The 13240-nt window shown below is 29.0% G+C and carries 13 protein-coding genes and 1 tRNA gene; 9 read left to right on the forward strand and 5 right to left on the reverse strand.

What is annotated here, in order from left to right; translation table 11 throughout:
* Positions 1–661 (forward strand): glutamate--tRNA ligase family protein (locus tag DWZ53_RS11325; RefSeq protein ID WP_233541855.1); only part of this gene is annotated, 661 nt, incomplete at its 5' end.
* Between the two features lie 19 nt (positions 662–680).
* Here the strand turns inward: DWZ53_RS11325 and DWZ53_RS06415 are convergent.
* Positions 681–756: transfer RNA gene (locus DWZ53_RS06415), tRNA-Glu, on the reverse strand.
* Positions 757–874: 118 nt separating this feature from the next.
* On the opposite strand from DWZ53_RS06415, the gene DWZ53_RS06420 reads away from it, so the two are divergent.
* The 7 genes from DWZ53_RS06420 (at position 875) to DWZ53_RS06450 (ending at position 7565) form a co-directional block, all read left to right on the forward strand.
* Positions 875–1807, forward strand: coding sequence for an AEC family transporter (locus DWZ53_RS06420; RefSeq protein ID WP_118432870.1), 933 nt, complete (start codon positions 875–877; stop codon positions 1805–1807).
* Between the two features lie 9 nt (positions 1808–1816).
* Positions 1817–2371, forward strand: coding sequence for a DNA-3-methyladenine glycosylase I (locus DWZ53_RS06425; protein ID WP_118432871.1), 555 nt, complete (start codon positions 1817–1819; stop codon positions 2369–2371).
* Entirely contained in the window at positions 2364–3389 is a 1026-nt protein-coding gene (locus DWZ53_RS06430) for a M42 family metallopeptidase (protein WP_118432872.1), read from the forward strand. Before DWZ53_RS06425 ends, DWZ53_RS06430 begins: the two co-directional genes overlap by 8 nt.
* 71 nt (positions 3390–3460) lie before the next feature.
* Positions 3461–4270, forward strand: a complete 810-nt coding sequence (locus DWZ53_RS06435) for a hypothetical protein (RefSeq protein WP_118432873.1) — start codon at positions 3461–3463, stop codon at positions 4268–4270.
* A 67-nt stretch (positions 4271–4337) separates the two neighbouring features.
* Positions 4338–5132: a histidinol-phosphatase HisJ family protein gene (locus DWZ53_RS06440; RefSeq protein ID WP_233541856.1), complete on the forward strand. Its 795-nt coding sequence runs from the start codon at positions 4338–4340 to the stop codon at positions 5130–5132.
* Positions 5133–5308: 176 nt separating this feature from the next.
* Positions 5309–6394, forward strand: coding sequence for a 3-phosphoserine/phosphohydroxythreonine transaminase (serC, locus tag DWZ53_RS06445; RefSeq protein ID WP_118432874.1), 1086 nt, complete (start codon positions 5309–5311; stop codon positions 6392–6394).
* A 10-nt stretch (positions 6395–6404) separates the two neighbouring features.
* A complete protein-coding gene (locus DWZ53_RS06450; protein WP_118432875.1) occupies positions 6405–7565 on the forward strand; it encodes a phosphoglycerate dehydrogenase in 1161 nt (386 codons plus the stop codon).
* 642 nt (positions 7566–8207) lie between these two features.
* On the opposite strand, the gene DWZ53_RS06455 is transcribed toward DWZ53_RS06450, so the two are convergent.
* Complete coding sequence (locus DWZ53_RS06455) at positions 8208–8987, reverse strand: polysaccharide deacetylase family protein (protein WP_118432876.1); 780 nt, start codon at positions 8985–8987, stop codon at positions 8208–8210.
* Between the two features lie 80 nt (positions 8988–9067).
* On the opposite strand from DWZ53_RS06455, the gene DWZ53_RS06460 reads away from it, so the two are divergent.
* Positions 9068–10153 carry a VanZ family protein gene (locus tag DWZ53_RS06460; RefSeq protein WP_158568205.1) on the forward strand — a complete coding sequence of 362 codons (1086 nt, stop codon included), beginning with the start codon at positions 9068–9070 and terminating at the stop codon, positions 10151–10153.
* 6 nt (positions 10154–10159) lie between these two features.
* Here the strand turns inward: DWZ53_RS06460 and DWZ53_RS06465 are convergent, their stop codons facing one another.
* The 3 genes from DWZ53_RS06465 to DWZ53_RS06475 all read right to left on the reverse strand — a co-directional run bounded on the left by DWZ53_RS06465 (position 10160) and on the right by DWZ53_RS06475 (position 13230).
* Entirely contained in the window at positions 10160–10684 is a 525-nt protein-coding gene (locus DWZ53_RS06465) for a biotin transporter BioY (protein WP_118432878.1), read from the reverse strand.
* Between the two features lie 45 nt (positions 10685–10729).
* Positions 10730–11965 (reverse strand): patatin-like phospholipase family protein, encoded by a 1236-nt coding sequence (locus tag DWZ53_RS06470; protein WP_118432879.1) that lies wholly within the window; start codon positions 11963–11965, stop codon positions 10730–10732.
* 77 nt (positions 11966–12042) lie between these two features.
* Positions 12043–13230: a PLP-dependent aminotransferase family protein gene (locus tag DWZ53_RS06475; RefSeq protein WP_118432880.1), complete on the reverse strand. Its 1188-nt coding sequence runs from the start codon at positions 13228–13230 to the stop codon at positions 12043–12045.
* Positions 13231–13240: the final 10 nt, after the last annotated feature.

The following is a 13240-nucleotide window of genomic DNA, read 5'->3' on the forward strand; positions in this document are numbered from 1 at the left end:
TAATAAAGGATTCTTAAATGAAGCAATTTTAAATTATATTGCTTTACTTGGTTGGTCTCCTAAAGAAGAAAAAGAAATTTTTACTTTAGATGAATTAGTTGAACAATTTGATATAAAAAGAATTTCTAAAGCACCAGCATTATTTGATATTAATAAATTAAAATGGATGAATGGGATTTATATACGAAATCTGAGTTTAGAACAGTTTCATCAATTAGCTTTGTCACATTATCAAAAGATTACTCGTGCTGTAGATTTACTGGCTTTAAGTAAATTATTACAACAACGTGTTTCTTATTTAGATGAAATTGAGGGTATGATTGACTTTATTCAAGATCCTTTACCATTTAATGCTTGTATGTTTATTAATAAAAAAATGAAAACCAATGAAGAACAATCATTAGAAGCCTTACTTTGGTTACAAGAATTATTGAAGCATTGTAAAGATACCAGTATAGATAATTTATATCAACAATTTGTTGCTTTAGCTAAAGAAAAGCATGTTAAAAATGGACAAATTATGTACCCTTTAAGAGTAGCTTTATCTTTTAAAGAAGTAACACCTGGAGGTGCTGTTGAACTGGTTTCTATTCTAGGTCTTCAAGAATCGTTAAGAAGAATTGAACAAGCCATTTTAGGATTAAAAAATAAAAAAGCCTAAATGGCTTTTTATTTTTATATGGTAGTCCATAGGGGGTTCGAACCCCTGAATGCTAGGATGAGAACCTAGTGTGTTAACCGCTTCACCAATGGACCATACCCTATTATAATAGCACTTTATTATACTGATGAAAAGGATAGATTACATTTCATAATTAGAAAAAATAAACTTTTTAAAATGATAAGGATTATAATAGTTTACTGGGTGAAAGTTATGGAATTAAGTATATCGTTGACTAAGCAAATTATGGCAATGTTTATTATGATCTTAGTAGGGTTTATATTGATTAAAAAGAAGATTTGTCGCATCGATGATAGTAAAATGTTATCAGCTATTGTTCTTTACGTAGCAGCACCATGTGCGATTATTAATTCTTTTTTAATTAAATGTACACCAGAAAAGATGAAAGGTTTTATATTAGCTATTGTTGCAGCAATCATTGTCCATATTATTTATATTATGCTTACCTATATATTAGGAAAGTTTTTTCATTTCAATACAATAGAAAAAGCATCTATTATTTATTCTAATTGTGGTAATTTAATTTTACCTTTAGTTCAAATTGTTTTAGGACAAGAAATGGTATTTTATGCTAGTGGGTATATGATTGTACAAACAATTTTACTTTGGACTCATTGTAAATTTATGATTAGTAAAGATAAGTCTTTTGATTTAAAGAAAATATTATTTAATATTAATATTTTATCTATTTTAATTGGTATTATTTTATTTTTTATACAAGTTAGTTTACCTGTTCCGGTTACAAGTGCCATGAATAGTATGTCTAATTTAATGGGACCATTATCCATGTTTGTTATTGGAATGTTACTAGCAAAGATGGATTTAAAAGCTGTTTTTCGTAAAAAAAGAGTTTATTTTATTTGTTTTTTTAGATTAATTGTTTTACCATTGGTTATATTATTCATATTTGTTTATTCAGGAATTGATCATATCGCTCCAAATGGAACATCCATACTTTTGATTTCACTTCTAGCTGCCAGTGCGCCAAGTGCTTCAACAGTGACACAGTTTGCTCAAATTTATGACAATAATCCTGGAGGAGCCAGTGTGATTAATGCTATGAGTGTGATTTTATGTGTAGTAACAATGCCACTGATGATTATGATTTATAATATGTTAATATAGGAGAAAAAGATGAAAAGATGTCATTGGGTAGATGAATCAAGCCAAATTTATAAAGATTATCATGATTATGAATGGGGTCAACCTGTATATGATGATAAAAAATTATATGAAATGTTTTTATTAGAAACATTTCAGGCAGGGCTTTCTTGGATTACGATATTAAAGAAAAGAGAGGCTTTTAAAGAGGCATTTGATCAGTTTGATGTAAATAAAATCGCAAACTATCAAGAAAATAAAATTATAGAGTTAATGAATAATCCCCTTATTATTAGAAATCAAAGAAAAATAAAAGCAGCTATTTGTAATGCTCAAAAATTTATTGATATTCAACAATCTTGGGGCAGCTTTAGTGAATATATATGGCATTTTACCAATCATGAAATCGTTTATCCAACAGATCATCATTTAACACATAATGATTTATCTGATACAATCTCTAAGGATTTAAAGAAAAAAGGAATGTCTTTTGTAGGAACAGTAACGATTTATTCTTTTTTACAAGCCATAGGTATTATTAATGATCATGAAGAAGAATGTTTTTTAGGAGGAAAGAAAGATGTTTGATTTAGATTATTTTAAAAAGATATTAAAGGAAATGATGAGTATTGATAGTCCTAGTGGATTCAGTGACAATATCGCAAAAAAAATAGAAGAGTATGCCTTAGAACTGGGTTATCCTTTTTCACGTAATCAAAAAGGGAATATGATGATTGAGGTACCTGGTTTGGATGAAAGAACTGTTGGTATATGTGCACATGTTGATACTTTGGGAGCGATGGTTCGTTCAATTAAAGACAATGGGCATTTAGCGTTTACGCCTATTGGCAGTCCGGTTTTGGCATCAATAGATAGTGAATTATGTCGTATTCATAGCCGTGATGGCAAAGTCTATACAGGTACTTTTTTCTCTAATCATCCTTCTAAACATGTTTATAAACAAGCAAGTCAAGAAGTAAGACAAGAAGAAACAATGGAAGTTATTTTAGATGAAATTGTTCATAATAAAGAAGATGTTTTAAAATTAGGGATTAATAATGGAGATTATATTTGTTTTGATTCTAAAACTGTCATAACAGAGTCAGGATTTATAAAATCTCGATTTTTAGATGATAAATTGAGTGTGGCAATTATTTTTACGGTTTTAAAATATTTAAAAGAGAAGGATATCAAACCAAGTCATCATTTAAAAGTATTGATTTCTACATATGAAGAAGTAGGTCATGGTATGAGTGCTATTCCTCAAGATATTCAAGAACTACTAGCCATTGACATGGGATGCATTGGTGATGACTTACAATGTAGTGAATATCAAGTTTCTATTTGTGCTAAAGATTCTTCAGGACCTTATGATTATCATATGGTAAATGGTTTAATTGATTTAGCTAAGAAGTATGATATTGATTATGCTGTTGATATTTATCCAATGTATGGTAGTGATGTTTCTGCAGCATTGCGTGGGGGAAATGATATTAAAGGGGCATTGATTGGTGCTGGCGTGTTTGCTAGTCATGGTTATGAAAGAACGCATCAAAAGGCAGTTTTAGCGACAATGAATTTATTAATGAGATATCTAACAAAGTAAGTGAAGAATTTCGCTTACTTTTTTTGCATGTTTAAGATACAATTGTTTTATAATATAAATAAGGTGATTTTATGAAAAAGAAAATAATAGGACTTATTGTGGGAATAACGATAGTATTAAGTTTTTTTTCAGTAAGTTTATCAATAAAAAGAATTTGTGTTAAAACGATTTCAGATTATAATATCAGTCCTAATATTTCAAATAGGATCGGTGATATTATTTTTGATGATTTTCAACATCTAAATAATCAACAATTATTAAATATGCAAAGTGATATTAAAAGAAGTGCATCACTCTACAAACTTAATAGTGATTATTTTGATAGTTCAATTGATTATATTTTAAATAATCAAAATATCACAATCAATCAAAATCATGTTGATGAATTTTATAATGATATCGTTGATATAGTCGAAAAACGTTTAAATAAGACATTAACATCTAAACAGGTGATATCATTAAAAAAAAACTTAAAGAAAAATATTAATTTTGAGCAACTGTTTAAACAAAAAATAAAAGTATTAAAAAATAGAATTTCAAGTAAAGGCAAATTAATGATTAGGATTTATCGAGTCCTTCATTCACTATTATTTAAAGTCATTTTAATTTCCGGTTATTTGATTTTAAGTTTTTTATTATTAGAAAATAGTTCATCTTCTTTCTTTATTTTTCTTCAAGGAATCAGTTATTTTATCAGTTTTATTTTAGATATCATTTTAATCAATATGATTCAAAACAATTCATATTACTTATCAACCCATTTACTAGGACAAAAAGTAACGATTGATACATCATTTCTACATGTATTATCTTTTATCTATTTAGCTATATCCTTGGTATTGATGATCATTGTTTATTTAAAAACATTTAAAGACAAATAATCATATAATTTGTTTTTTAGATTTAAAATGCTTATAATGATTAAAAATTAAAGGGGGGGGAAAAAGAATGCTTATAGATGGACATATGCATTTAGAAAATGGACCACTTACTAAAGATTATGTAATGGAATTTGTAAATGCAGCATATAAACAGGGGTTTGATCGTATTCAAATATTAGATCATACTCATCGTTTTAAAGAATTCGAGGGGACATATCAAGGAGTGAAAGACGCTTGTGACAAGCAAGAACAGTGGTTAGCAAATAAAGAGATGAAGTTTAAAGATACTTTGGATGATTATGTTAAATTAATAAAAGAAGTTAAATCATGTGATTTACCAATAGAAGTCTTATTTGGCTTAGAAGTTTGCTATGTACCAGAATACAAAGAAGAAATAAAAAAGATATTAGAACCTTATCATTTTGATTTTTTAGTGGGGGCTATTCATTCAATTGATGGGTTATTATACGATATGTCATGGTCTAAAGAAATCTTATGGGATAAATATGATACCAATAAGATTTATCAAAGATATTATGAACTGATTTTTGATTTAGTAGAAAGTGATTTGTTTACACAGTTAGCACATCCAGATACGATTAAGATGTTTGGTTATTATCCAACATATGATTTAACACCAACATATCAAAAACTAGCACAGTTATTAGTTGAACATCATGTAAAAGGGGAATGTAATACAGGATGTTATTATCGTTATCATCATCCAGATAAAGGTTTATCTAAAGAATTATTACAAATTTTTAGAGAGTATGGTGTTGATATCATTACAGCCAGTGATGCTCATAAGCCAAGCGACGTGGGAACTTGTATAAAAGATGTCTATGATGCTTGTTATCGCTAATTTTTTAGCGATTTTTTTTACGTCTAAATACAAATATGAGAGCATAAAATGTATAGTAGTAAATTTATCACGATGATAGGAATTTATAATTGTATACAATTTTTATGATATTACTAGACAAAGAAGATTGTATACAATATAATGGTGGAAATAAAATAGAAAGGAAGGTTCAATATATGACCGAAAAAAGAGTTTACAACTTTTCTGCTGGACCATCTATGTTACCAGTAGAAGTATTAGAAAAAGCTGCTAAGCAAATGTTAAACTACGAAGGCAGTGGTATGAGTGTAATGGAGATGAGTCATAGATCCTCTTCCTATTTAGATATTTTTAATAAGACTAAAGGATTATTAAAGAAAGTAATGAATATACCAGATGATTATCAAATTGTCTTTATTCAAGGGGGAGCAACACAACAGTTTTCAATGGTACCATTGAATTTATTAAAAAATGGGAAAGCTGATTACATTATTACTGGAGCGTTTTCTAAAAAAGCAGCTGCAGAAGCAAAAAAATACGGGGACATTCACATTGCATATGATGGAAGTAGCAATGATTTTAAACATATTCCTACACAAGATGAATTAGATTTATCAAAAGATGCATCTTATGTACATTTATGTGCAAACAATACAATTTATGGAACAGAATGGAAATATGTTCCTGAAACCAATGGAGTACCTATCGTAGCTGATATGTCATCAAATATCTTATCTAAATCAGTAGATGTATCAAAATTTGGTATGATTTATGCTGGAGCACAAAAAAATATGGGGATTGCTGGATTAGGTGTCGCTATTATCAAAGAAGAATTACTTCAAAAAGTATCTGATACAACACCAGTATTATTAGACTATCAATTAATGATTGATAAAGATTCTATGTATAATACACCACCAGCTTATGCGATTTATGTATTAGGATTAGTGCTTGAGTGGATTGATAACCTAGGGGGATTAGAGGTTATGCAAAAACGTAATCAAGAAAAAGCACAATTATTATATGATTACTTAGATAGTAGTGATTTCTATATTACTCATAGTGATAAAGAAAATCGTTCTTTAATGAATGTCACATTTACTACACCTAATAAAGACTTAGATGCATTGTTTGTAAAAGAAAGTATTGAAGCAGGGATGACTAACTTAAAAGGTCATCGTTCTGTAGGGGGAATTCGTGCATCAATTTACAACGCTATGCCATTAGATGGTGTTAAAAAATTAATTGCTTTTATGAAAGATTTTGAAGCAAAAAATAAATAAGGGGAACAATATGTATAAAGTAAAATTAATGAATAAGATTGCTGATGTTGGTTTAAAGCAATTAGATGATCAATATCATTATGGGGAAGATGAAAATCAAGAAGATGCTATTTTACTTAGAAGTGCATCTTTGCATGAATATGATTTTCCGGCATCATTAAAAGCTATTGCCAGAGCAGGAGCAGGCGTTAATAATATTCCTGTAGAAAAATGTAGTGAAAAAGGGATCGTTGTTTTTAATACACCGGGAGCAAATGCGAATGCTGTAAAAGAATTAGTATTATGTGCATTGTTTTTATCATCAAGAAAAATTGTTGAAAGTATTCGTTGGGTTGATACTTTAAAAGATGATGAAAATGTCGCTAAAACAGCAGAAAAAGGAAAATCTCAATTTGTTGGTCCTGAAATTGAAGGAAAGAAATTAGGGATTATTGGATTAGGGGCAATAGGTGTTAATGTCGCTAATGCAGCTGTTAAATTAGGAATGGATGTTTATGGTTATGATCCATTTATTGGAGTTAATGCAGCTTGGGCTTTATCAAAACATGTTCATCAAGCTAAAAATGTAGAAGATATTTACAAAGAATGTGACTATATTACAATTCATGTTCCAAGTAATAAAGATACTAAAGGTATGATTAATAAAGACGCTTTTGCTTTAATGAAAGATGGTGTAAGACTACTAAACTTTGCTAGAGGGGATTTAGTTAATAGTGATGATTTACTTGCAGCCATTGATGAGGGAAAAGTAGAAAGATATATTACTGATTTTGCTCAAGTAGAATATATTGGTAAAGAACATATTGTTGTTTTACCACACTTAGGTGCATCAACACCTGAAAGTGAAGATAACTGTGCTAAAATGGCAGTTAAAGAATTAAAGGATTTCTTAGAAAATGGAAACATTACTAATTCAGTTAACTTCCCAGCAGTTAATCAACCTCGTGAATCAAAAGTAAGATTATGTATTACAAATCGTAATGTACCTAATATCTTAGCTTTAATTTCTAAGTTATTTGCTGATCATTCTTTAAATATTGAAAATATGGTTAATCGTTCTAAAGGGGATTATGCCTATACTTTAATTGATACGAATGATGATGTACGTCAAGATATTATTGAACGTATTGAAGCAGCTAAAGGAATTATTAATGTAAGAGTTATTAAATAATAAAAGGACCTATAAGTTTGCTAAAACAACTTATAGGTCTTTTTATTATGTTAAATGAAACTTGCTATTGGTGTTGATAATTATGTATTTTATGATAAAAGAACGAATAAATAGTGAAAAGATAATATACTTTTTATAGAGAAGGCGTTTTCTACACAGAACCATATGAGTTACTAAAAAGTTATAATGGGGGAGTTAAAAACGAAACGAGTAAAGAGGCTTTATTGTTCCTTATTTTTGATTATTGAATTGTGTGGCTATGGTCTATTAAAATATAATGGTTATCGATTTACATATTTTTATTCATCTGAAATTGCAAGTAAGTGTGCTCATTTTGATAATGTCTTTAATATAGTATATCCCATTACTTATGGAATAATGACATAGGTATTTGTGGCTATTTATTTCTTTTATGACAAGCAACTGACAAAAAATGACGATGTATATTTTCTTATCTTTTTTATAGTCATGCATGTATTACAATACATATTAATGCTAAATTGTAACTATCATTTAGTAAGACCAGTAGCGATTGCCTCGTTATATAATATATTTGTTATTTTGATTGTTTTGTTTATTAAGAAAAAGAAATTAAGATAATAAGAAAAAGGTATCATTTTTATTTGATACCTTTATTTAGTTTTATTCAATTATCCATTTGTAATAGAAAAAAGGCGTTTTATCAAACATCAAATAACGAGGCAATAAGTATTGTTGATCGGCTCTAGTCATATTTCTATTTTGATTATAGCTAAAGGCAAGATGGGTAGAGCTGTTCTTTAAATAGCTTTGTGCATTTTGGCTACTTACTCCATAGGGAAAAGCAAAATACTGATTACTAACTATATTAGTATCGAAGTCTTTTTTTATTTCTTCTGTAGATAAAGTTTCTATTTTTTTTAAGTGATGAATTCTAGCAAAATGATGAAGATTATATGAATGTGAATAGTAGGAAACATATTGATCATTCTTTATATCAGCTTGATGTAGATAACCGGCTTTATTATGTTTTACTTTATAGCCAATAACAAAACATGTGGCATGTAGATTGTATTTTTTTATGATTGGTTTAACGACTGTGTTAAAGTTAAGATAACCATCATCAAAGGTTAAACATACAGCCTTTTTTGCAATTTTTTTATTTCCTCGGTAATAATCTTCAACATCTTGCATCGTAAGACATTGATAGTTATTTTGTGCTAAATATTTCATTTGTTGGTCAAATTGACTTTGACTTAAAAAATAAGGATTATTTTGGTAGTGGTTTTGTTTCTCTTGATCACTGACTACACCATGATAACCTAAAACTGGTAAGCCATCTTTGTTATTTTCATGAATAATGATATCTTTACTTATCCAACATAGACCAATAATAAGATAACTACATAATAAGGTCAGCAACATTTTTTTAAAATCTTTCATTTTATCACCGCAATCATTATAACAAAATTCACTATTCTAATAAAAGAAAAAAGTATATAATGCTTTTAGTGAGGTGTATTATGTCAGTTTATATTTATCCAATTAAAGCAGGATTGATGATTTTTCCTATCTTAGCGATTATTTTTACAATTCCTTATATTATCAGTCAATATCGTAAATATGGGGCTATGTTGCTTACAAGAATTGTGGTTGTCTACTCATTTATATTGTATTTATTATGTGCATATTTTATGGTTTTACTTCCTTTACCAAAAGAAGATATTCCTAGACTTGCAACGACAATGCAACTTGTTCCTTTTCATTTTGTAGATATGATTTTAGCTTGTCATTTTCATTCTATTGTTGATTTTGTTAAAAATCCTTATGTTTACCAAGCTTTTTTCAATATTCTCCTTACTTTACCTTTAGGGGTATATTTGAGATATTATTTTAAAAAAAGCTGGTTCAGTGTTTTTATTTTAGGATTTTTGATGTCTTTATCATTTGAATTATTACAATTAACAGGGATATGTGGGGTTTATCAATATCCTTATCGTTTATTTGATGTAGATGATATCATTGTAAATACCTTTGGAGCAATGGTAGGGTATTGGATTACACCATTATTGACTTGTTTTTTACCGAGTAAAGATAAGCTTATTGAAAAATCATATATTAAAGGGACAAAAGTTTCATTTATTAGAAGATTAGTAGGTTTTGTGATTGATCTTTTTGTGATGTATTTATTTGATATGATCATAATATGCTTATTTAAGCAAATAGATAAAAATGTAAGATTGGTTATCTTTGTGTTCATTTATTTTTGTGTTATTCCAGCGTTATGCAATGGTCAAACATTGGGCAAAAAGATAGTGAAAATTGCATTGAGAGATGAACAAAATGAAGTTCCTAGAATAACGAATCTAATGATTCGTTATGGCTCACTTTGGTTTGTGATTGCTGGTATTCCCCAAATTTTACAATATGAAATGAGTCAATTAAATCATAGTCATTTATTGATATGGCTCATCATATTTGTTTGTATTTTTACATTAGTTTACTTTGTTTATCAAGTATTTGTACATAGCATGATTACTCATGATGATTTATTTTATGAAAAGTGGAGTCATATTCATGAAATCAGTATAATAAAAGAACCTCAGTAAGGTTCTTTAAAAGGCAGATGTTAAAGATATTCTGTCTTTTATTTTATTGTAAATCATAACTGAAATAAGTATTTTAACAAAATCACCGGGAATAAATGGAATAACACACATCATTAAAGAGGGTCCTAATGCCATTTTTGTAAGTAACATAAACCATGCGGTTCCGATTATATAACAAACTAAAGATCCAATAAAACAGGCTATATAGGATGAATATTTTCTTGATAAATAACTTATAAGCATAGCCATGATTGGAAAGGCAAATAAATAACCACCAGTATAACCTACTAAAGAAGCGATACCCCCATGAAATCCAGCAAATACAGGTAATCCAATGGCACCCATTAGTAAATAAACAAAACAAGTAAAAAATGCTTCTTGAGGAGTCAATACTAATGAAAGTAGATAGACAGCTAAAGTTTGTAAGGTAATAGGGACATAACCCGGTAAATCAATTTTAATTTGTGATAAAAGTGCTAATAAACAAACCATTAAAGCACAATAACATATTTCTTTTACTTTGAAGTTCAAACTAAACACCTCCTGGAGTTATCCTAACAAACTCCAAGGTTTTTGTCAATAAAGACTTTGAACGAATAAAGCGATGAGAAATTCTTTAGTAAATAAACTAGGAATGATATTAGGTAAATTATCAGGATTAGATAAAAAATAACTTAGACTTTGTTTGCTGGTAAGATCTTTTAAATTTTGTCCTAATTGTTTAAATAAAAGACGATCATCTTCATTAATTTTAAAATGTTTTTTGACTTCTTGAATAACATTATCAAATTCATAAATCGTATCATGTTGGTAAGATAAGTAATCCATAGTAATCTCTAATCCTAAAATAAAATAATCATCCAACTGAATTTGATCAAGATAAGTATCTGCTTTGAGTAGTTGAGTAAGGGGAATACTGTCATTACCAATAGCACGGTTTAAAATAGTATGATTCAGTTGATTTTCGTAATTTAAAACTTTGTGATAAAAGGTTTGACATATATTCTGAGGTACTTTTTCATTTTTAAATGTATAGCGATATCCCTTTAGTTTGTTAAATGCTTTAAGGGTATCATAATAACCGAGACAGATTCTAAAATCCAATAAAGTACGATCAAAATCTAAGAAACCACCTAGTGGTAAACTTGGTCTGATGACTTTAATACCAGGACGATGAAGTAAATACTCATGAGTAGCTTCTTGATTAAGTTCAATAGCGATAATTGATTTAGCTCCCATATCTAAGGCTAGAGAGATTGGAAGATTGTCAAAGTAACCACCGTCAATGTATCCTTGTTGATCAATTTCATGAATAGGAAAAGCAGGGAAACATGATGCAGAAGCAATAGCATACTCAACGATATTTGTATCATTCATTTGATCGACTGTTATTTCAATAGGTTTTAATTGAGGGAACGTAACAGTAACCAAACCATATTTTGTAGATGAATTTTTTGCTTTTTTACCATCATAAAGTGAATGAATTAAATTCTTTAAAGGAGTAATATCAGCTCCTTTTTTATTAATATAAGATTTAAAAAAGGACATCATTAAGTTTGATTGTTGTAACATAGATTCAATTGAAAAATCAAATTGAATAGGATCAGTTAATACTTGATCTAAAGATAATGTATCCCATAAATGATAGAGTTTATCATAGTCATGTTGTGCCACTAATAGACCATTTAAAGCACCAATAGAAGTCCCTGTGACAATATCAAACTCATATCCTAATTCTTTTAAAGCTTTTATACATCCAGCTTCGTAAGCACCTTTAGCGCCACCGCCAGATAAAACTAAACCATATTTCATAACATCACATCCTTATAAATAAATTATACAAAAAAAGACTTAAAAATACCAAGAAAGATATTTTTAAGTCCTCAATTCTATTGGTTCATCAGTTCATAAGTTAATTCACCAAGCATTGTAATTCCTTTTACAATTTGTTCAGGAGATTCACTCGTGAAGGATAATCTAAATCCTTGACTAGGGTAGTTAGTAGCAAAACAATACCCTGGAACAATCGCAATATGCTTAGCAACAGCCGCTTGCAAGAACGATTCAGGTTTGATTTTGTCTGGTAAAGTAAACCATACAAACATCCCCCCATCAGGTGCTTTAAATTGAACATCAGGATGAAAGGTTTTTTTCATTGTTTCTACCATAAGTGTACTTTTTCTTTGATAAATTTCACTCACTCTTTTAATATGTTGTTTCATATCAACGGTATTTAAAAAACGTGTAATGACATATTGTGACCAGTTTGTAGCAGCACCACCACTCGCACCTTTCATAATAGCAAAGTGATCAGTAATATCTTTATCAGCCACTATAGCACCTAGACGAATACCTGGAGAGATGATTTTTGATAAACTAGCAAGATAAATTACAATTCTTGCATCATCAAATGATTTATAACCTGGAACAGATGTTCCTTTAAAACGTAAAGTTCCATAAGGATTATCTTCAAGAATTAAAACATGATATTTTTTACATAATTCATAAATTGCTTTTCTTCTTTCTAGTGTTGTCGTAAGACAAGTAGGATTTTGAAATGTTGGAATAGTATAAAGAAGTTTAGGTTGTGGCTTTCTTTGAAAAGCTTGTTCTAATAATTCTAAATCTAATCCTTCATCATCCATTGGTACACCAATTAATTTTGCATTATTACTTTTAAAACCATTTAATGCACCAATAAAACTAGGATCTTCAACAACCATGTAATCACCTTCATCTAAGAAGACTTTAGCAGCCATTTCTAGTCCTTCCCCGGAACCAGAAGTAATCATAATATCGTCACTTTCCTTAACGACAGGTTCTAAAGAATTAAAGAAAGTTTTAATAGCTTTTTGTAAACCAGTATAAGCAGGTTTAGGTGCATATTGTAAGATTTCATAAATAGAATCATTTAAGACCTCTTGTGATAATTTTTGGATTTCTTCAACCGCAAATGATTCACGATCAGGAAATCCTGGCGAAAAGTTGATCATATCAGGTCCTGCAGCATCAACAAGAACTTGACGAATCATGCTAGGTGTGAATTGATTAAATCTTTTTGAGTATTGATAATTCATTGTTGTTCCC

Source organism: Coprobacillus sp. AF33-1AC, from assembly GCF_003475785.1.
GTDB lineage: Bacteria > Bacillota_I > Bacilli_A > Erysipelotrichales > Coprobacillaceae > Faecalibacillus.